General features: G+C 66.8%; 19 protein-coding genes and 1 pseudogene. 12 read left to right on the forward strand and 8 right to left on the reverse strand.

Annotation, left to right across the window (positions count from 1 at the left end):
• Positions 1-122: 122 nt before the first annotated feature.
• Together ACIA8C_RS00225 and ACIA8C_RS00230 are read right to left on the reverse strand one after the other, a co-directional pair.
• Positions 123-722 carry a DUF4232 domain-containing protein gene (locus tag ACIA8C_RS00225; protein ID WP_397130076.1) on the reverse strand — a complete coding sequence of 200 codons (600 nt, stop codon included), beginning with the start codon at positions 720-722 and terminating at the stop codon, positions 123-125.
• 46 nt (positions 723-768) lie between these two features.
• Positions 769-1,437: a hypothetical protein gene (locus ACIA8C_RS00230; RefSeq protein ID WP_397130077.1), complete on the reverse strand. Its 669-nt coding sequence runs from the start codon at positions 1,435-1,437 to the stop codon at positions 769-771.
• 147 nt (positions 1,438-1,584) lie between these two features.
• On the opposite strand from ACIA8C_RS00230, the gene ACIA8C_RS00235 reads away from it, so the two are divergent.
• Positions 1,585-2,418 carry an alpha/beta fold hydrolase gene (locus tag ACIA8C_RS00235; RefSeq protein WP_397130078.1) on the forward strand — a complete coding sequence of 278 codons (834 nt, stop codon included), beginning with the start codon at positions 1,585-1,587 and terminating at the stop codon, positions 2,416-2,418.
• 7 nt (positions 2,419-2,425) lie between these two features.
• On the opposite strand, the gene ACIA8C_RS00240 is transcribed toward ACIA8C_RS00235, so the two are convergent.
• The 3 genes from ACIA8C_RS00240 to ACIA8C_RS00250 form a co-directional block, all read right to left on the reverse strand.
• On the reverse strand, positions 2,426-3,376 hold the full coding sequence (locus ACIA8C_RS00240; RefSeq protein ID WP_397130079.1) for a hypothetical protein: 951 nt from the start codon (positions 3,374-3,376) through the stop codon (positions 2,426-2,428).
• An 88-nt stretch (positions 3,377-3,464) separates the two neighbouring features.
• Complete coding sequence (locus ACIA8C_RS00245; protein ID WP_397130080.1) at positions 3,465-4,130, reverse strand: TetR/AcrR family transcriptional regulator; 666 nt, start codon at positions 4,128-4,130, stop codon at positions 3,465-3,467.
• Positions 4,130-4,489: an SPW repeat protein gene (locus ACIA8C_RS00250; RefSeq protein ID WP_396991216.1), complete on the reverse strand. Its 360-nt coding sequence runs from the start codon at positions 4,487-4,489 to the stop codon at positions 4,130-4,132. Before ACIA8C_RS00250 ends, ACIA8C_RS00245 begins: the two co-directional genes overlap by 1 nt.
• A gap of 154 nt (positions 4,490-4,643) precedes the next feature.
• Here ACIA8C_RS00250 and ACIA8C_RS00255 point away from each other — a divergent pair, with 154 nt between their 5' ends.
• From ACIA8C_RS00255 to ACIA8C_RS00265, 3 genes are all read left to right on the forward strand, one after another.
• A complete protein-coding gene (locus ACIA8C_RS00255; protein WP_397130081.1) occupies positions 4,644-5,855 on the forward strand; it encodes an NAD(P)/FAD-dependent oxidoreductase in 1,212 nt (403 codons plus the stop codon).
• A 93-nt stretch (positions 5,856-5,948) separates the two neighbouring features.
• A complete protein-coding gene (locus tag ACIA8C_RS00260) occupies positions 5,949-6,710 on the forward strand; it encodes a glutamate racemase (RefSeq protein ID WP_396991214.1) in 762 nt (253 codons plus the stop codon).
• Between the two features lie 16 nt (positions 6,711-6,726).
• Complete coding sequence (locus tag ACIA8C_RS00265) at positions 6,727-7,467, forward strand: DNA alkylation repair protein (protein ID WP_397130082.1); 741 nt, start codon at positions 6,727-6,729, stop codon at positions 7,465-7,467.
• Positions 7,468-7,471: 4 nt separating this feature from the next.
• Here the strand turns inward: ACIA8C_RS00265 and ACIA8C_RS00270 are convergent, their stop codons facing one another.
• Positions 7,472-8,527: a 2Fe-2S iron-sulfur cluster-binding protein gene (locus tag ACIA8C_RS00270; RefSeq protein WP_397130083.1), complete on the reverse strand. Its 1,056-nt coding sequence runs from the start codon at positions 8,525-8,527 to the stop codon at positions 7,472-7,474.
• Positions 8,528-8,588: 61 nt separating this feature from the next.
• Complete coding sequence (gene mftR2 / locus ACIA8C_RS00275; protein ID WP_397130084.1) at positions 8,589-9,212, reverse strand: mycofactocin system transcriptional regulator MftR2; 624 nt, start codon at positions 9,210-9,212, stop codon at positions 8,589-8,591.
• Between the two features lie 268 nt (positions 9,213-9,480).
• Between mftR2 and mftA the strand changes: the two genes are divergently transcribed.
• From mftA to ACIA8C_RS00315, 8 genes and pseudogenes are all read left to right on the forward strand, one after another.
• Positions 9,481-9,627 (forward strand): mycofactocin precursor MftA, encoded by a 147-nt coding sequence (gene mftA, locus ACIA8C_RS00280; RefSeq protein WP_397130085.1) that lies wholly within the window; start codon positions 9,481-9,483, stop codon positions 9,625-9,627.
• Between the two features lie 15 nt (positions 9,628-9,642).
• Positions 9,643-9,837, forward strand: a pseudogene (mftB, locus tag ACIA8C_RS00285) (mycofactocin biosynthesis chaperone MftB); the annotation flags it as partial.
• A gap of 51 nt (positions 9,838-9,888) precedes the next feature.
• Entirely contained in the window at positions 9,889-11,196 is a 1,308-nt protein-coding gene (gene mftC, locus ACIA8C_RS00290; protein ID WP_397130720.1) for a mycofactocin radical SAM maturase, read from the forward strand.
• Between the two features lie 230 nt (positions 11,197-11,426).
• The gene (gene mftF, locus ACIA8C_RS00295; protein ID WP_397130086.1) at positions 11,427-12,827 is read left to right on the forward strand and encodes a mycofactocin biosynthesis glycosyltransferase MftF; all 1,401 of its coding nucleotides are present in this window, start codon (positions 11,427-11,429) and stop codon (positions 12,825-12,827) included.
• Positions 12,828-12,859: 32 nt separating this feature from the next.
• On the forward strand, positions 12,860-14,320 hold the full coding sequence (mftG, locus tag ACIA8C_RS00300; protein WP_397130087.1) for a mycofactocin system GMC family oxidoreductase MftG: 1,461 nt from the start codon (positions 12,860-12,862) through the stop codon (positions 14,318-14,320).
• Positions 14,321-14,680: 360 nt separating this feature from the next.
• Positions 14,681-16,843, forward strand: a complete 2,163-nt coding sequence (locus ACIA8C_RS00305) for a condensation domain-containing protein (RefSeq protein WP_397130088.1) — start codon at positions 14,681-14,683, stop codon at positions 16,841-16,843.
• Between the two features lie 50 nt (positions 16,844-16,893).
• Positions 16,894-17,112, forward strand: a complete 219-nt coding sequence (locus ACIA8C_RS00310) for an MbtH family protein (RefSeq protein ID WP_396991206.1) — start codon at positions 16,894-16,896, stop codon at positions 17,110-17,112.
• 122 nt (positions 17,113-17,234) lie between these two features.
• A complete protein-coding gene (locus tag ACIA8C_RS00315; protein WP_397130089.1) occupies positions 17,235-17,396 on the forward strand; it encodes a hypothetical protein in 162 nt (53 codons plus the stop codon).
• Between the two features lie 20 nt (positions 17,397-17,416).
• Here the strand turns inward: ACIA8C_RS00315 and ACIA8C_RS00320 are convergent, their stop codons facing one another.
• Positions 17,417-18,763: a helix-turn-helix domain-containing protein gene (locus ACIA8C_RS00320; protein WP_397130090.1), complete on the reverse strand. Its 1,347-nt coding sequence runs from the start codon at positions 18,761-18,763 to the stop codon at positions 17,417-17,419.
• Positions 18,764-19,008 lie beyond the last annotated feature (245 nt).

Raw genomic sequence — 19,008 nt, forward strand, 5'->3', positions numbered from 1 at the left:
GCTCGTCGATGAGGTCGCTCACCATGCCACCTGTGCGGATCGGTTCGGGTGCGGGTTGCTTCGGGGTTCGTGCAGGATCAGTCCGCCCCTCTTTTCGGAGCTGCTCCAACTTTGTCACCGAGCTAGATCTCCTTGCCGGGCTTGATGTAGTCGACGTGGAGGAGGAGGTAGGCGGGTTTTACGCAGGCTTCGGCAGTGAAGGGGTGCGGGCTTGGGGTTGCTTGGTTCGGGGGGTTGATCAGGAGGTAGTGGGCGGGGGCGCGGTCGCAGTCGTAGTTGCCTGCTTGGGAGTAGCGGAGGATGGCGTGGGCTGCTTGGGTGGGGGCGAGGGTGACCGGTTGGGGGGTGGCAGAGGCGGTGTCCGGCTCGGCGGGTGGGCCGATCGGGGTCGGTGGGGTGCCGGTGGCGAGGGACACGCCGGGGTAGCCGGACAGCGCGCAGGGGGCGGTGCCGGTGTTCGTGAAGACGATGGGGATGTAGATGGAGCCTGCCGCCCCGCCCTGTTGACCTAGGGAGACGGTGAGATCACCTGGCGCGCAGGTTGGTACGCCGTCGGGTGCGGCGATGACCGGTGTCGTCGGTGTGGTGGCGACAATCGGCGTCCGCTGACCGGACGCCGACGCGGGTGGGCTGGTGGCCGTGGTCGGTGGTTCCGGCGGGGGAGTTCCGCATGCGGTCAGTGGTAGTGCCGCAGCGAGGATGACCAATGCAGTGCCGCGCATATGGCAACCCTAGTCCCGTCCTCCGAGTTTCTGTGGGGTTCGGCGGTCAGCAGCTGAAGGCCCTGCCGACGGAGACCTCGCGCTCCGCTGCCGAGACTTCCTTGAGGCAGCCGAAGGGGACGACGCCGTCGTCACTCATCTGCACGCCGGTCCGGGTGGACGGATTGACGCAGGTGAGGCCGCTGGTCGCGATGCGGCAGACGTAGTTGCCGAAGGTCAGCTTGCTGTCGTACGGCAGTGTCTGCCCGTCGCCGTGAATGAAAAGGCCCGGGTCGCCGCGGAATTGGCCGACCGAAAGGTGCTGGCCGGAGTAGCTGACGAACCCGCCGTCCCAGTTGCCGAACCCCTCACCGGGCTTCGGGATCGGGTTCTTCAGTTTGACGGTGCAGTTGAATCCGTCGATCTGGTATTCGGTTCCGGTGATGCAGCTGATCTTTCCGGAGGGGCTGACGAAGGCGATATCGCTCTTCAAATCAGCGGCCGACCCCCCGCCGGTGCTCGCGGAGTGGTAGTGGCTAACGTCGGCCGCGCTGCCCGCCTGCGCCCACGCGATGCGGTCCTTCAGCTGGCTTTCCGGGCTGGAGGTTGTCGCGGTGGGGGTGGGTTTGACCGTCGTGACCGACGGTTGGTCGGGGGAGGGCTGTGGCCGACCCGAGGTGGATTGGGCGCAGGCGCTCAGCGCCAGGATTAAGGCAGCGAGTGCCGCGATTCGCATGGCCACAACACTAGTCGTTGTGTCGCAACGTATTCCGGTGGTGGTTCGGCGGCGAGGTGATTCGATGACCTCGGAGGTTATCGCGGAGCCGTGGTCTGCTCCGTTAGCGTCGGAAACGAGAACAAGACCAGACGATTCGGAGAACGCATGGGTAAGTCCAGCCTCGCGACCCAGCTCGATGTCACCTCGGGCGCACTGCACCACGGGATGCCCTATCTGGCGATGGGTGCCGGGCGGCCGCTGGTGTTCCTGCGGTGGTTCACGCCGGATCACGCGAATCCGCACGGATGGATGCGGGAGTCCGAGCTCAAAATGCTGGCGCCACTCGGCAGGCACTTCCGCGTCTACGCGGTCAACCGGGCACCGGGCATGGCCGAGGGCACCACGATGGCCGATATCGCCGCCGAGCACGCGGACGCGTTGCGGGCCGAGTTCGGTGAACCGGTGGATGTGCTCGGCGTCTCGTCGGGCGGATCGGTGGCCCTGCAGCTCGCGGCCGACCATCCTTCCGTCGTCCGGCGCTTGATCATCGCCTCGTCGGGCTATCGGCTGGATCCGCTCGCCAAGGAAAGCCAGATCCGCTACGGCGAAGCGGCATTCGCGGGCCGCCGTGCGCTGCATCTCATGGCCTCGACTACCGTCTCGTCGCCACTGCTGGCCCGAGTGGCCGGTGCCGCCATGTGGCTGATCGATCCACTCGCGCGCCCGAAGAACCCCGCGGACACCCTCGCCTTCCTCCGCGCCGAAGACGCTTTCGATCTCACCGACCGCCTCGGTGAGATCGCCGCGCCCACCCTGGTCATCGGCGGCGCACGCGACGCGGGTTACAGCACCGAAAACTTCCGCTACACCGCCGACGGCATCCCCAACTCCCGCCTGCTCATCTACCAGGGCACCAGTCATATGGGCGTCCCGAAGCACCCGCGCTTCGCCACCGACGTCACCGAATTCCTCACCGCCGATTCCCCACTCGCCCGCTGAGTACGGTTCAGATCCTCGGTGTCGAAGTCCAATGCCCGGTGCGGCGAACATCTGCCGCCACAGCGGCGGCAGCGAAGATGCGCCTGATCAGTTGTGTGGCATCGGCCAAGTCGTCCCAGGTCCAGCGCACCACCATCCAGCCGAGCGCCCGCAACCGATCGTCGCGGTTCCTTTCCGCCATCAGCCGTGCAGCCGGCCGCGGCCCTGCTAACTCGCGACGATACTCGACGTCACCGTCGAATTCACCGATCACACCCAGGCCGGTAAATAGGAAATCGACTCGCGCTACGCATATTTCGTCATCGGTGAAGATCCTGGCCTGCAATTCGGACGCGGGCAACCCAGCCTGTTGAAACGCTACGCGACTCCGGGACTCGCCGACACTTTCGCTGCGGCCGTCGAGGAAGTCGATCACCCGTGTGGCCTGCTGCGAACCTCGTCGCCGCCGGTGCGACACCTGTTCGCGTAGTTCACTCGCGGTGGTGAGTCCTTGCCGCAGCGCGCTGTCGCCGATAGCGACGGCCTGCTCGAAACTCGCCGAGCGCGCGATGTCGACGATGGTTCTCGGCACGGTGGTGACTCGAAGACCGTTGACGAGGGTGATCTCGTCCGGTTCCAGCTGTGCTGAATGCAGGACGTGCTGTTTCTTGATAAACCCGCCGTTGGTTCGGTTGCGGGTCATGTGCGCTCGGTCCAGCGGCAGCGACCAGGTGGGCAGCCCGTGAATCACCACCGCGGAACAATGGCTGGCGACAGCATCTTCGGACATCGCCTCGCACGTCGCCATCGCGAGCATCAGATGGCGGCCCGCCGGGGTGAGCGCAGGCGCAGGCGCATTCACATAATGCCCGGCGCGTACCCGCCGCCATTGTCCGGAACGACAGAGCCGCTGCAATTCGCCGTCCGATATTCCGGCTGCCAGCGCCTGCCGACGTGAGATCAGTTGCGGTGCGTCCATATCGAGATCGTGACCGAACTCCGACTTCGGCAACATCCCCCGGCCCGGCGAGTGTGGATAACACGCACCCTGTGGATAACTTTCGGTCTCAGCCGAGCTGGGTCATGCCCGCGGCGACCACCTGGGCAACGTTGAGGAGGTCTTCGGCGGTGGGGATGGGCACGCCGTCCAGCGCGTGTAGCCGGTCGGTGCTCGCGATGGCGAACATGGCGGAGACCCAGGCGGCGGCACAGGCGCGCAGCGTGCCCGGCCGGACCGGAACCGTTGCGCTGGCCTGCAATACCCGCGCGGTGACGTCCAGCAATTGATCGCGCAACCGGCGCAATTGGCGGCGCACGTCGGGGTGGGTGTCGGCCTCGCGCCACATGATCACCCGCAGCACCGAGGAGTGATGGTCACGCAGATTGAGTGCGGCGTCGAGGGCGACCAGGCTGGCGGCCGGATCGCCCGGCGCGACAACGGTGTCGATGTCGTCGATCGGGTGCGCGGGCACTCGTTCGTCCATCAGCGCCGAAAGGATCGAGTCCTTGGTCGGGAAGTAGTAGAAGACAAGACCTTTCGGCACCTCGGCCGCACCGGCGATGGCGGCTGTCGCGGTGGCGTCGAATCCCTGTGCCGCGAAGAGCTTTTCGGCGGCGTCCAGGATGAGTTGCCGGGCATCGCCGTCCACCTTCGCGCTGCGCCGCCGCCCTGACCTCGGTTCCTTACCCGGTCGCTGGGCTGCTGCCCGGCGACCGGGTTTCGGCATCTGCATCAGTGGGGTGTCGCCGCGCCGTGCAGACGTCCCGACACCGTCGGCAGCGCCGCTACCGCGACCACCGCCGTCACTACCCCGACTACCCATGCGGTCCAGGATGCGCCGCGGTAATCGGTGAAGTCCATCGCCCAGGGGGAAATGAACAGCAGTACGCCGAACAAACCCATCGCGTAGTCGGCGTTCGCCCCGAGTGCGGGCCGGTACATCTGCGCGAGGCCGGTGAGCGCGATGAGCACGCCGAGTACGACCAGTGACCACATCGCTTTGTCCGTGGTCTCCAACCACAGGGGTGAGAGCGCGGCGAAGATTCCGAGCACTACTGCCAGGAAATCCTGCGCGCGGCTTTCGGTGAACATGATGTGCCTCCTTGGGCTCGGGAATTTGTCCTGTCTTTGGGTATAGACCTGATTGACCGCCCGATCAATAGCAGAACGGCTACGATTGCACGGCAAATATCGAGTGATCGGGCTCACTCGAGAACTGAACCAAGCAGACGTTAGGGTGAGGCGCGTGGCACCTTCAGCAACAGATTCCGCGCCGATCGTCATCGTCGGCGCCGGGCTCGCCGGTCTGCGCACCGCCGAGGAACTGCGTCGCGCCGGATACGAGGGTGCGCTGATCCTGCTCGGCGACGAGTCCCGCTTGCCCTACGACCGGCCGCCGCTGTCCAAGCAATTCGTCCGCGGCGAAACCGACGACACCACCTTGCGGCCCCCCGAGTTCTTCGCCGAGAAGCGGATCGACGTGCGGCTCGACACCGAGGCGATCGGCGTCGACACCGCAGCGCGCCAGGTGCGCCTCGCCGACGGGTCGGCCCTCGACTACGACCAGCTGATCATCGCGACCGGCCTGCGCCCGCGCCGCCTGCCTGGCCTGCCCGACCTGAAGGGCGTGCACGTGCTGCGCGGCCACGCCGACGCCACCGCGCTGCGCACCGAATTGGCCGAGGCGACAACGGCGCTCGTGGTCGGCGCCGGTTTCATCGGCTGCGAGCTTGCGGCCAGCTTCCGCACCCGCGGCGTCCCGGTGGTTCTCGTCGAGCCGCAGCCGACCCCGCTCGCCTCGGTCCTCGGCGAACAGGTCGGCGCGCTGGTGGCCAGGATGCACCGCGACGAAGGCGTCGATCTGCGCTGCGGGACCGGCCTGGACACCCTGCTTGCCGACGGCGACCGGGTGCGCGGCGCCCTGCTCTCCGATGGCACCGAGGTCGCCGCCGACCTGGTGGTGATCGGCGTCGGCTCGCGCCCGGTCACCGAATGGCTCGGCGAGTCCGGCATCGCCCTCGCCGATCCGGCGGCGGGCGGCGGGATCGTGGCCGACGAGGTGGGTCGCACCTCCGCCGAACGCGTTTGGGCGGTCGGCGACGTCGCCGCCTGGCTGCATCAGACCGGCGACCGCAAGCGGATCGAACATTGGACCAACGCGGGCGAACAGGCCCGCCTGGTGGCCTGCGCCCTGCTCGGCGCGGCCGCGCCGACCGCGGCCAGGGTCCCGTATTTCTGGAGCGACCAGTACGAGGTGAAGATCCAAGCCCTCGGCACGCCCACCGCCACCGACGACGTGCACCTCGTCGTCGACGACGGCCGCAAATTCCTCGCCTACTACGCGCAGGACGGCAAACTCACCGGCGTCGTCGGCGCGGGCATGACGGCCGGAGTGATGAAGACCAGGGCCAAGATCGCCGCGGCCGCTCCGGTGTCGGAACTGCTCACTCCCAGCTGAGTTCGCCATTCGGCCGGCACGGACGTCGCCGCCACGGCCGCTCGAACCGCTGCCGCGCAAGTCGCGTCGGAGCACTGTAATACGGTTGTCTCTGTGATCGTCGCGCTCATCGATTCGGGTCTCGGGCTGCTGCCCACATCCGCTTGGCTGCGCAAGCTGCGGCCGGATGTGGATCTGCTGCTGCAATTGGACCCCGACGGCGCACCGTGGGGGCCGAAGCCGGACCGGTGGACGATCAACCGCGTGGTGGAAACCGCGCGCACCTCGATCGAGTTGGGCGCGGAGGTGATCGTGATTCCGTGCAACACCGCCAGCGTCACCGCCTTGGAACATGTACGGGTGGAAGTCGGTCCCGATGTGCCGGTCATCGGCACCGTGCCTGCGATCAAACCGGCGGCCGCCGTCTGCCGCTCGGTGGCCGTCTGGGCGACCGCGGCGACCACCGCCAGCCGGTACCAGGCTGATCTGATCGCCAAGTTCGGCGGCGACGCGGACGTGGTCGGCGTGGCCTGCCACGGTCTCGCGGATTCGATCGATCGGGGCGACCTGGTCGCGGCCCGCGAATCCATCGCTCGCGCCGTCGAGCAAACCCCCGGCGATGTCGAAGGCGTAGTGCTCGGCTGTACCCACTACCCCCTGGTGATCGACTCGATCGTCGCGTCACTGCCCGACGGTGTCCGCCTCTTCGACAGCGCGCAAGCCGTTGCCGCACAGACCATCCGGCGGATGGACGCGCTCGGCCGCCCTACCCCGGGCAATGGCGAGGTGATCGTGCGCAACAGTGGACGGCCGGGCGAATTACCAGCCAGTGCGGCCAGTTTCGAATCCGGCCGGATTCTGGGCGCCCAGGGGTGAAGTGCCGAGCCGTCCGGTGACCGAGGCAGCGCCGACCGCCGCGGACGTGCAGTCCGCCCTTCGCGCGATCGCGAATCCCGCCGACGCGATCCAGCTGCAGCGATTCTTCAAGACCGGCCCGGGGGAGTACGGCGAAGGCGACGTCTTCCTCGGCGTGCGCGTGCCAGCGACCCGTGGCGTAGCGAAAAGCTTTGCGGCACTGCCGCTCGACGAGATCGATGCGCTGCTGGACAGCGGGGTGCACGAGGACCGGCTGGCCGGTCTGATCATCCTCAACGCCACGTTCGCCCGGGCATCCAAGCCGAAGACCTTCGATGACGCGGCCCGCGCGGAGATGGTCGATCGCTATCTGGCCGCCGTACGCCGTGGCCGAGTGAACAACTGGGACCTGGTGGACGTATCCGCCGAAAACATCATCGGCCCATGGCTATTGGACAAGCCGCGCGAGCTGCTCTTCGATCTGGCGGCCGCGGAGTCGTTGTGGGAGCGCCGCGTTGCCCTGTTGTCGACTTTCGCGTTCATCAAATCCGGCGACGCGACAACCACTTTCGAGCTGTCCGAGTACCTGCTCGATGACCGCCGCGAACTCATCCAGAAGGCACTCGGCTGGATGCTGCGCGAAGTCGGCAAACGCATCGATCAGCAACTGCTGACCGGCTTTCTCGACAAGCACGCCGCGGCCCTCGGCCGCACCGCCCTCAGCTACGCCACCGAGCACCTCGACCCCGCCGTCCGCGCGCACTATCGCGCGAAGTAGCAAATCAGAACTGGATCTTGAGGTGATCCGTCACCGGATGCGCCTGGCAGCCGAGGATGTAGCCGTTCTCGATGTCCTCCGGGTCGAGGATGTCGGCACTGTCCATTTCCACCTTGCCCTCGAGCACCGTGCACGCACACGAACCGCACTCGCCCTCCTGGCAGGAGTACGGCACGTCGAGGCCTTTGGCCAGCATGATGTCCACCAGTGTCTGCTTACGTGGCCACTTCAGCTCGTGTACCTCGCCATCGAGTTCCACCTCGACCGTCGCCGCACCGGCTGCCTCCTCTTCGGACACCTCGACCGGCGCCTGATCCGCGAACGGGTCTCCCGCAAGGGAATTGAACACCTCGGCGTGCGTGCGCGAGCGCGGCACGCTGAGCTGACCGAGCGCGTCGTGCACCCGATCCATGAACGGCTTCGGCCCGCACATGAACGCCTCGTAGCCCTGGTACGGGGCGACCAGGGTGGCCAGCGCGTCGGCGGTCGGCAGTCCCTGCAGGTGTTCGAGCCAGTGGATCACGGTCAGCCGCTGCGGATGCTTGTCGGCGAGCTCGCGCAATTCGGCGGCGAAGATCACCGATTCGTGGTCACGATTGGCGTACACCAACACGATTCGGCCGTTGCCGCGCGCCAGCGCCGACTTCAGGATCGACATCACCGGGGTGATGCCGCTGCCCGCGCCGAACAGCAGCAGGTCCGCGTCGAGATCCTTGGGCGTGAAAACGCCTGAGGGCGGTAGTACTTCGAGCGAGTCGCCCGCTTTCAGGTTGTCGCACAACCAGTTCGAGCCGTAACCGTCCGCCGTCCGCTTCACGGTGACCTTCGGCCGGTCGTCGGTGTACGGCGAGCTGGCCAGCGAATAGCACCGCGCCACCGAGCCGGTGCGCTCGCTGGGGATGCGTAAGGTGAGAAACTGGCCGGGCTGGTAGCGGAAGCGCTCGGTCATCTCGTCGGGGACGTCGAAGACCAGCGAGCAGGTATCGGTCGTTTCGGTGATGACCGCGGCCACCCGCAATACCACCGAACGCGAACCATGTGGAACCTCGACAGTCGTCATGTCGTCCTTTCGAACCAGGCAGGGGACCTACACCCTGCCAAAACTAGAACGTGTTTCAGTTTTATCGTACGTCGGACTGCGGCTGCCGGACAAGCTGAGCCTCCAGACCGGAGATCAGCACCTCCATGCCGAAGTCGTATGCGTACTTACCGCGCAGGTCGGCCATGTGCTTGGTGGCGCGCTCGACCGCCTCGGGCAGCGCGACGTCGGACAGCGGCGCGCGATCGCGCGGATTCACCCGGCTGCGGCCGAACAGGTAGGTGTGGATCGTCGCGTACGCGGCGAGCACATTGCGATCGTTGAAGCCCGCCTCGAACAGGATCTCCATGATGGCCGCGATCAGGTCGAGTTGCTTGCCGAGCATCTGCTCGATGAGTACGTCGCCGAGCCCGGGGTGCTTGCGCAGCTTGTCGTCGATCTGGTCGATCAGGTCGCGCAGCCTGCGCTGCCACGGGCCGGATTCCGCTGGTGGGGTGCGCACTCCGGTCAGTGCGGCGGTGGCGACCAGGTCGAGCAGCTCGCGCTTGTCCGCGACGTAGTAGTACGGCGCCATCGGCGAGACCCCGAGTTCGCGGGAGAGCCGCCGCATCGACAGCTTCTCCACGCCGTCTTCGCGGACCACCCGCAGCGCGGCCTCGACGATCTCGGACTCCGACAGGGTATTGCCGCCTCCGCTCGCCTGCATTCGTCCGACTCCCATGCCACCTCTACCACCGCGGGCGCGTGTCGCCCGTCACGTCCTGTTCAGCTGCTTTCCATCCGAAGTCTAGAGGGCGCGGCTGTCGCCGGTTCGGTGTGCGTGCCGCTGGGCGGAACCATCGACCAGCAGTATCTGTCCAGATGTTGCTCCGTTTGCTAGAACAGGTTCCATTTTGTCAGTGAATGACGTTATCGTGTGATCGCGGCCACCAGCTGGTGTCCGCAGGCAACGGATCGCTCGCTCGGAGGTAGAGATGCCGGAATACGGATCCAACGGACACGCCGACACCGACCACTCGGGAACGGTCGGCACAGTCGAGGCACGCGACGACGCCACACCGCTGATCGAGGAGACCCTCATCGAAGAGGTGTCCATCGACGGCATGTGCGGCGTTTACTGACAGGCGGTGGAGACCATGCTCGATCTCGATACCCGATGGCAGCTACATCCGAGGGTGGCCCTGCGGCCGGAACCGTTCGGCGCGCTGCTCTACCACTTCGGCACCCGCAAGCTCTCCTTCCTGAAGAGCCCGCGGATCGTCGAGATCGTGCGGTCGCTGCCGGAGCACACCTCGGCCCGCACGGCCATCGAGGCGGCGGGCGTCACCGACGCGAATGCCGCGCAGTACGTGAAAGCGCTGACACAGCTTGTCGATTCCGACATGATCATCGGTGCGCCCGCCGATGCTCCGCTGGCGCCCGCCGCCGTTCGCGCGGCGCAGGCGCCGTCGACGGCGGGGGTGGTCCCGCCGTCCGACACGGCGGTGCGCCTGGTCGATCGGTTCGAAAACGGTCTGGCCGCACCGATTTGCCTCACCTGGGAACTCACCTACGCCTGCAACCTGTCCTGTGTGCATTGCCTGTCCTCGTCCGGCCGCCGCGACCCGCGGGAGCTGAGCACCGAGCAGTGCAAGGCGCTGATCGACGAGTTCGAGCGCATGCAGATCTTCTACGTGAACATCGGCGGCGGCGAACCGACGGTGCGCCCGGACTTCTGGGAGCTGGTCGACTACGCGACGGCGCACCACGTCGGAGTGAAGTTCTCCACCAACGGAGTTCGGATCACCCCGGAGGTCGCGACCCGGCTGGCCGCGAGTGACTATGTCGACGTACAGATTTCGTTGGACGGTGCCGACGCGGCGGTGAACGACGCGGTGCGCGGGCCCGGCTCCTACGACATGGCCATCCGCGCACTGGAAAACCTTGCGGCAGCGGGCTTCCGCGATGCGAAGGTGTCGGTCGTGGCGACCAGGCACAACATCGGTCAGCTCGACGAATTCCGGGCCATCGCCGAAAAGTATGGCGCTACCTTGCGATTGACCAGGCTGCGCCCGTCCGGTCGCGGCGCGGACGTGTGGGACGACCTGCATCCGACCCAGGATCAGCAGCGCGTGCTCTACGACTGGCTGGTGCGCAACGGCGACGGCGTGCTCACCGGCGACTCGTTCTTCCACCTGTCCGCGTTCGGTCAGGCGCTGCCCGGGTTGAACATGTGCGGCGCGGGCCGGGTGGTCTGCCTGGTCGATCCGCTCGGCGACGTGTACGCCTGCCCGTTCGCCATTCATGACCGGTTCCATGCCGGAAATGTGGTGTCGGACGGTGGTTTTCGTGCGGTGTGGCACGACTCCGCGTTGTTCGCCGAGCTGCGTGAGCCGAGCGGCGGCGGCGCGTGCGCGTCGTGCAGCCACTACGACTCCTGCCGGGGCGGCTGCATGGCGGCCAAGTTCTTCACCGGCCTGCCCGCCGACGGGCCGGACCCGGAATGCGTCCAAGGCTACGGCGAGGCGGCGCTGGCCGACACCGCGCGGTTGATCCCGCGCTCGTCGGTCGATCACTCGCGGCGGGTGACGCCGCGCGCGAGTGCGCGCAAACCCGCGCCGGTGCCACTGACGCTGTCCGTGACGCGCCCGAGCGTATTTCCCCCTGTTCGTCCCCCGGCTCGGGCCTGTGACGAGAACCCGCTCGCCTGATGCCATGGGAATAGCCAGTCGGATGCTAACCCTCGCGCGGCGGCCGCCTGCCGGTCCCGACCGGCCGGTTGCCGCCGCGTTGCCGGATGCTGGATTCGAGCAGAAGCCTGCGCTTCATCGTCTGCCGCAACACGTGTCAGCGGCTCGAGCGACGCTGTTTCGTGCGGAATTCTGTCCTTTTAACCGAGCTGATGATGCTTGCGCGCGAATCTCCGCCTAGCATGCCAGGAATGCGCCATGATCGCCTGCCCGACGGATTCGGGGTGCGGATTGATCCACGGGTACGCGCATACTCCGGAGGGCGAGTGCTGATCGGCGGTTCGCCCGCCCGGTTGCTGCGACTTGCCCCGGAGGCCGCCGAGATGATCGGCGACGGGTACCTCGAGGTGACCGGACCGAAGTCGGCGACCGTTGCCAGACGGCTGCTCGACTCCGGAGTTGCCAACCCGCGTCCCCGGCTGCTCCCGTCCCCCGAGGACGTCACCGTCATCGTGCCACTGCACAACAACGCCGACGGCCTCGCCCGGTTGCTCGCGGCACTGCGCGGGCACAACGTCATCGTGGTCGACGACGGCTCGGACCAGCCGGTGCAGATCCCGCGCGACCGCGGCACCCGCTGCCGGGTGACCGTGCTGCGGCACGACGAGAAGCAGGGCCCCGCCGCCGCGCGCAATGCCGGATTGAAGGCCGCGACAACCGACTTCGTCGCGTTCCTCGATTCCGATGTGGTGCCGCGCAGCGGCTGGCTGGAGGTGATGCTCGGGCACTTCAGCGATCCGGAGGTGGCGCTGGTCGCCCCGCGGATCGTCGCGCTGGACCCGGAGTCCAATGCCCTCGCCCGCTACGAGCACACCCGCTCCTCGTTGGACCTGGGCAGGCGGGAGGCGGCCGTGCAGTCGCATGGTCTGGTCTCGTACGTGCCGAGCGCCGCGCTGCTGGTGCGCCGCCGGGCGCTGCTGGCTCAGGACGGCTTCGACGAGTCGATGCTGGTCGCCGAGGATGTCGATCTGTGCTGGCGGCTCGAGCAGGCGGGCTGGCGGCTGCGCTACGAGCCCGCCGCCCATGTCGCGCACGACCACCGGGTCTCCTTCCGCGCCTGGTTCGGCCGAAAGATGTTCTACGGCACGGGCGCGGCGCCGCTCGGCGAGCGCCATCCCGGAATGGTCTCGCCGCTGTCACTGCCCTCCTGGACGATGCTGGCCGCGTTCCTGTTCGCCACGCTGTCGAAGTGGGGACTGATCGGCGGGGTGATCACCTTGGTCACCGCGCTGGTCCGACTACGCCGGGTCTTCGCGGAGCTGGACAACCCGACGCGGATCGCCGCGATCTATCTGTCCCGTGGTTTCTTCGCCGGTCTGTGGCGGCTGGCCTCGGCGATGTGCAGGCACTACTGGCCGGTGACGCTGCTGGCGATGCTTGCCTCGCGGCGTATTCGGCGCGTCGCGATCACCATGGCCGTCGCGGACGGCCTGGCCGACTGGTTCACCCATCGCGATGCCGGTGGCCTCGATCCGGTGCGTTACGTGGCATACAAGCGGCTCGATGACATCGCCTACGGCACCGGCCTCTGGGTCGGCGCGTTCCGCGCGCGCAGCCCGGAATCGCTGAAACCTACTGCGCCGTCACACTGATCGGCGCGGTCACACTGATCGGATAGGTTCGGATGACCGACACGCTCATCGTCGGGGGCGGTACCGCGGGCTGCGTGCTCGCGGCGAGGCTGAGCGAGAATCCGGACCACACCGTCCGACTGCTGGAAGCCGGACAGCTGTGGCGCGCGCCGGACGGCTTTCCCGCGGAGCTGCTCGACGCCACCCGGCTGCCAGTCGGCGCGGACGTGCCATGGCTGTGGCGTTATCCGGTCACCCTCGCCGACGATGGGGTCGCGGTCGCGGGAAACATCGTGCGCGGCAAGGTGATCGGTGGGTCCGGCGCGGTCAACGGCAGCTACTTCGTGCGGGCCACCGTGGCGGACTTCGCGGCATGGAGCCGCGAGCTGGGTTCGTCGAAGATGTGGTCCTTCGATGCGGTGTTGCCCACGTACTGCCGATCGGAGCGTGATCTCGATTTCGGTGAGGATTCCTGGCACGGTGCGGCCGGTCCGATTCCGGTGCGCCGCAGCGCGAATCCGGTGCCGCTGAGTGAAGAATTCGCCAGTGCCTGTGCGGCAGTTGGCTTTCCGGTAGTACCCGATCTGAACGCGGTCTCCGCCTCGGACGGTGTCGGCGCGGTGCCATGCAATATCGATGACGGCCGGCGCGTAAGCACCGCATCCGGCTACCTACTGCCCGCGTTGTCCAGGCCGAACCTCACTGTTCAGGACGCAACGACGGTGTTACGCCTTCGTTTTCGCGGTACGCGCGCGATCGGCGTCGATGTCGTGCGCGAAGACCGGGCCGAGACTCTCTGGGCGGACCACATCGTGCTCAGCGCGGGCGCGATCGAATCCGCCGCGATGCTCCTGCGTTCCGGCATCGGCGATGCCGGACATCTTCGGGCACTCGATATCCCGGTCGTGCATCCCGCACCGGTCGGCGCCTGGTTCACCGACCACCCCGAGGTCGGTCTCGAATACCGACTCGACGCACCCGAACGGGCAACCGTCCCACTGGAATACGTGCTGGAGCTGGACGACATCGAAATCCGGCCGTACACGGTCGCTTTCACGCCCGGCATACAGCGCCTCGGTGTCGCCCTGATGCGACCACAGTCCGCGGGCGCGTTGCGGCTGCGCTCGGCCGACCCGGCGATACCGCCGCTGATCGAGCACCGATATCTCGCGGCCGAGCACGATCGAGCCCGGCTGCGCGGCGCGGTCGCGACGGCATCAGAGGTGCTGCACCGGATGTCCGCGCGAGCACGGACCACCCCGGTGCCAGGGCCGCCGAAAGCCGCCGATGCCTGGCTGTACGCGAATCTGGCTACCTCGCAACATCTCTCCGGAACTTGCCGGATGGGCTCGGCGGACGACGAGCGAGCGGTGGTGGACGAGTTGTGCCGAGTGCACGGCGTGGCCGGTTTATCGGTGATAGATCTCTCCGTCGTCCCGGTGCCGCTGAGCCGCGGCCCGCAGGCGACCACGGTGATGATCGCGGAAAACGTCGCGGACTACCTCGGGCGGTGATGTGGGAGACGGGCGCTGGTAGCCGCCCTGGACGGGCGCCCAAAGCTTTTAAGGGAAAAGTTCCTTTTTATTGATCGAGCGCCTAGTGTTCGCAATGCACGGATCACTCCCGTGTGACGTAGCTGACACCGCCGCGACGCCCGTCGAGCGGCAGTGAAGTTGGAGGAACGAGCGAGAGTCAGGCCGACGGCGGGAATCTGTCGGATCGCGCGCGGTGACGCCTTCGCGTTACGCGCTTGAGCCGAATCGCCTGTGATGGTCGACGCCATGCGTCCGGGATCGTCCCGCCGACGCAGTGGCTTATTCGCCCTGCCCAAAACCATTCGGCCAGCTGTTGTTTCGCCAATTCAGGAGGCTCGGGTGCGCGGTACGGAGTTGGGTGGATTCAGCACACCGCCGCCGAAAATCGCCGAGTCCGCGCCCCCGGAATCGTTTCCGCCCACCGCGCAGCTGGGCATCTGGTACGCGCAGATGCTCGAGCCGTGGCTCGTTCGGATGCAGGCCGCCTTCGGGCCGCGCACCGAAGACGTTGTGTTGCAGAAGACTCTGGCCACCTTCGACGTCACCTTTCACGAAGTGATCAACACCGATACCCTCTCGGTGCCGATCGGCGCGCCGGTGTTCAACACCCGGCTCTTCGTGCTCGATTCGCTGCTGCGGCCGGTACCGGTCGGGGCGCCGGGTGAGCTGTATCTGTCGGGGGTACAGCTCGCCCGGGGTTATGTGGCGCAGCCGGGACTGACCGCGGCGCGATTGGTGGCCGAGCCGTTCGGCAGGCCCGGCGATCGGCCACGGCCGCCGGTCAGCTCCGGGCGTGGTGCGGTGTTCGGCTTCGAGCTACCCGCCGGTATCGCCAGCCTCGCCCGCGCCCAAGGTGTTTCGCCGTTCATGGTGGTGCATGCCGCGCTTGTGGCGTTGCTGGCGCGGCTGTCCGGCAGCACCGACATCGTGATCGGCACTCCGGTCGCCGGTCGCGGCGACCGTGCACTCGACGAACTCGTCGGGATGTTTGTCAACACGCTGGTGCTGCGCACCCGGATCGATGAGAATGCGCCCGTTTCGGCGCTACTCGCCCGGGTCCGTGCAGTCGACCTCGCCGCCCTCGGACCCGCCGAACTCGCGTTCGAGCAGCTAGTCGATGCCATCAACCCGGAACGCTCGCGAGCACGGCATCCGCTGTTTCAGGTCATGCTCGCCTTCGACAATGCCGGACCAATCACGTTCGAACTGCCCGACATGTCGGTGCTGACCAGTACCCTGGACACCGGAGTGACCAAGTTCGACCTCCTGCTCACGGTGACCGAGAGCTCAACGGTGACCGAAAGCTCGGGGGTTGCCGCACGCACGGCGGTCACGGAAAGCTTCGCCGGTGCCGGACTCAGGGAAGGTTCGGCACCGGCGGGGATCCGGGCGGAATTCGCCTACGCCACGGATCTATTCGACGAAGCCACCATCGCCGATTACGCGCACTGGTTCGTTCGTTTACTGCGGGCGATCATCGACGACATCGATAGCACGGTGAGCGATCTGCCGCCGCTCGATGCCGCGGGCGCACACCGGGTCATCGAAGGTGGGCGCGATCGTCGCCAGGCGAGTGACGGCGCGTTGCTCAGGGACTTCGAGGCGCGGTTGATCCCCGCCAGGGCCCGACCGGCGCGCGTGCTCATCTCCGGGCGGGATCTGGAACATGGTGCGGCCCGGCAGATCCGGACCGATCGGCTCGACCGCACCGGTTATGCGTCGACACCGTTGACGTCGGTGGACCGGATCGGCGCGCTGACCTCGGCGCACACCGCCTGCGTACTGTTCACCTCCGGCTCGGCCGGTCACCCGAAGGGCGTCGCCGTGCCATACGCCGCCACCGTGAACCGGCCGCTGTGGATGCCGCAGACCTACCGGCTCGGCGCCGACGACGTAGGACTGCAAAGACACCCGCCACTTTCAACGTTTCCGTGTGGGAATTCTGCTGGCCGCTGCAGGTCGGACCGTCCATGTTGTCGATGTTCATTCTCGAGCGAAGGGCAAAGGAGTGCATTACGCTCCGCAACGTATTCGCCTCCGGAGAGGCATTGCCCGCGCTGGCCGCGCAGCGGGCGCGTGAGGGTGATCGGAGCGCGGGTGCACGACCTGTACGGACCGACGGAGGCCACCGTCGACGTCACCTGCCACGAGGTGACCGATGTCGATGTGGTGTGCATGCCGGTTGGCCGGGCCGCGGTAGCGGATCTGCTGCCCAGCTACCTGGTTCCCGCCGTGCTTCGCCACCTGGAAACCCTGCCGCGCAACGCGAACGGCAAGGTCAATCGGGCCGCGTTTCCCGAGCCCGAGGCGCGCGCCACCGAGTTCCGCGCTCCCGCGACGGAACTGGAGCGGCAGTTCTGTACCTGCTTCGCCGAGGTCCTCGGCGACCACCGGATCGGCCTGGACGCCAACTTCTTCGAACACGGCGGCAATTCACTGCTCGCCACCCGGCTGCTCGGCCGGGATCGGCCACGTCCGCACCACCCTCTTGGAGCACGCTGACCGCACCTGAGACCCCCCACACCTGACCCAACCAGGAAGAAGGAAACCCGATGAACAACCCTTTCGATGACGATGGCGCGCAGTTCTATGTGCTGATCAACGAGGAGGGCGAGCACTCCCTCTGGCCGATCTTCGCCGCCGTGCCGGGCGGATGGACCATCGCCTACGGCGCCGCCGCCCGTAAAGCGTGTCTGCACTACGTCGAAACCCATTGGCTCGATATGCGACCCAAGTCACTCATCGAGGCCATGTCCAACGAAAGTCCCTGAGGTTCACCGAACCACCCGAAACCACCCGTATAGGCGGGGTGCGTCGGTCCACATCCCCCCTGCTGACCGGCGCGCCCCGCCCCCTACTCGTACTTCGCTGCGCCCCAGTGCATCATGGACGTATGACGAATCAACGGTTCACCCCCACACTGCCTGAGACGTTGATCGAAGCTGCCCGCCGCTGGGCGGCCGGACGTCCGACACACGCACAAACGCAACAGATCAGCGGCTGGCTGGACGCCATCATGCACCGCGGCCACCCACAGGACACCGCGAAGTCATAGCGCCGCGGCGCCGCGGTCCGCTATGCCTTCACTCGCGCCGACTCGATCACCGAGCGGGCATGCTGACGCCACTCCGTCACTGTGCGCCCGCGAAATCCGGTGAGCGCCGCGTCGAACTGCCTGGCGCGCTTGGTGACGGTCAGGCCGATATAGGTGTGATGGCTGGTGATCGCTTGTGTCGCAACGGAACACGCTTCGTCGATCTCGCCTGCGCTCAGCAACGCGGTGGCGTGTTCGAAGCGGACAAGGGCGGGCTCCATTGTTTCCTGTGGGTCGTAGAGGGCCAGCGCGCGGGCCGCGGCCTTGGCGGTTTCGGTGGCGTGGCCGAGATTGGAGTAGCCGATCGCCTGATAGAAGGCGAGTTTTTCCGGGCGATAGGAAAAGATCCCCACCGTAAGCTCTTCTTGCCCAACATTTTCCAATGCGCGGCCGGATTTCTCGATACACCGAGCAAACTGGACGGCATTTCCCAAGCTGGCGTGCGCTCTGGCCGCCATTCCCCACAGCCAGGCCGCGGCGGGACCGTGCGCCGGATTTTCTTCGAGACGCCCACCGAGCAAGTTCAAGACTTCCCTCGGTTTGTCACTATACGTCGGTAAATATGCGAGACCGGCCAGCGCGATATCCTCGGAATAGCGATCGCCGATGTCTTGCGCGGCGTGGATCGCGGTGCCGTACCACATCCTGGCCTGTCCCAAATGTCCTTCGTTGAACAGGATTTCGCCGACCACATTGGCCAGCCTGCCCGCGGTGCGCACCAGCCGGACCTGATGGTGGGTGGCCTGTCGCTGCGCGAGAGTGCCACGGACGGTACGGAATTGCTCGAGTGTGGTGTGTAGCAGCTCGTGCGGCGGCACCTGCACCACGCGTTTGCCGAGCGCCGCCGCGGACTGCTCGAGCAGCCCGAGCCGCCGTTCGCTGATCGACCCGGCATCAAGGGTGGCCAGCATCTTCTCCGGCTCGCCCGCGACCAGGTCCGCGGCCTTGCCGGTCAGGCCGATCCCGATGCAGGCCAATAACTCTCGCCTTCTCACGTCGTCATCCTCGACTTCCTTGTCGAGCCCGATGTCCCTACCGAGCTGGGTATCCGTATCGGGCGCCGAGGCGGCGGCTTCGGGATCGAAGCCGGAGTCCCGGCCCGCGGTGACGGCACGCTCGAATCGTGCGACGACGACCGGATCGGCTTTTGACACGACCTGGTCGAGCAGACGTTGGCTTGCGGCATGCATCCGGGTTGTCCGGCCGTTTTCCCACAAGACCACGGTGCGCGGGGTGACGCCCACCAGACGCGCGAATTCGTAACGACTTCGCCGCATCGCGGCGCGAAGCGCACGGACATCCTCGCCCGTCCAGTCGATCTCAACCATAGGTCCTGACTCCTCGCACCAGGCTGATACAAACGGAAACTACCCGCAATTACCGCATTCGGGTCTGTTATCCACCGAATCGCAACATGCACGCTGAATCAGCACCCGGCGCCGGGGTTCTGCCCAAACCCTTACCAGGGCGCCGGCATTCCGGAATCCGATGCACGGTCCCGACACGGCCCGATCCATCCGTGTCGCGCGTGAATCCGGGGGCGCCTTTAGGCGCCGGGTGCACAGACTTTACT

The sequence above is a fragment of the Nocardia sp. NPDC051321 genome (assembly GCF_044455225.1).
GTDB lineage: Bacteria > Actinomycetota > Actinomycetes > Mycobacteriales > Mycobacteriaceae > Nocardia.

Bases quoted from the DNA above. Each gene is read 5' to 3' on its own strand.
- ACIA8C_RS00225 (WP_397130076.1), bottom strand. From the start codon at position 722: ATGCGCGGCACTGCATTGGTCATCCTCGCTGCGGCACTACCACTGACC.
- ACIA8C_RS00230 (WP_397130077.1), bottom strand. From the start codon at position 1,437: ATGCGAATCGCGGCACTCGCTGCCTTAATCCTGGCGCTGAGCGCCTGC.
- ACIA8C_RS00235 (WP_397130078.1), top strand. From the start codon at position 1,585: ATGGGTAAGTCCAGCCTCGCGACCCAGCTCGATGTCACCTCGGGCGCA.
- ACIA8C_RS00240 (WP_397130079.1), bottom strand. From the start codon at position 3,376: ATGGACGCACCGCAACTGATCTCACGTCGGCAGGCGCTGGCAGCCGGA.
- ACIA8C_RS00245 (WP_397130080.1), bottom strand. From the start codon at position 4,130: ATGCAGATGCCGAAACCCGGTCGCCGGGCAGCAGCCCAGCGACCGGGT.
- ACIA8C_RS00250 (WP_396991216.1), bottom strand. From the start codon at position 4,489: ATGTTCACCGAAAGCCGCGCGCAGGATTTCCTGGCAGTAGTGCTCGGA.
- ACIA8C_RS00270 (WP_397130083.1), bottom strand. From the start codon at position 8,527: ATGACGACTGTCGAGGTTCCACATGGTTCGCGTTCGGTGGTATTGCGG.
- mftR2 (WP_397130084.1), bottom strand. From the start codon at position 9,212: ATGCAGGCGAGCGGAGGCGGCAATACCCTGTCGGAGTCCGAGATCGTC.
- mftA (WP_397130085.1), top strand. From the start codon at position 9,481: ATGCCGGAATACGGATCCAACGGACACGCCGACACCGACCACTCGGGA.
- mftC (WP_397130720.1), top strand. From the start codon at position 9,889: ATGATCATCGGTGCGCCCGCCGATGCTCCGCTGGCGCCCGCCGCCGTT.
- mftF (WP_397130086.1), top strand. From the start codon at position 11,427: ATGCGCCATGATCGCCTGCCCGACGGATTCGGGGTGCGGATTGATCCA.
- mftG (WP_397130087.1), top strand. From the start codon at position 12,860: ATGACCGACACGCTCATCGTCGGGGGCGGTACCGCGGGCTGCGTGCTC.
- ACIA8C_RS00310 (WP_396991206.1), top strand. From the start codon at position 16,894: ATGAACAACCCTTTCGATGACGATGGCGCGCAGTTCTATGTGCTGATC.
- ACIA8C_RS00315 (WP_397130089.1), top strand. From the start codon at position 17,235: ATGACGAATCAACGGTTCACCCCCACACTGCCTGAGACGTTGATCGAA.
- ACIA8C_RS00320 (WP_397130090.1), bottom strand. From the start codon at position 18,763: ATGGTTGAGATCGACTGGACGGGCGAGGATGTCCGTGCGCTTCGCGCC.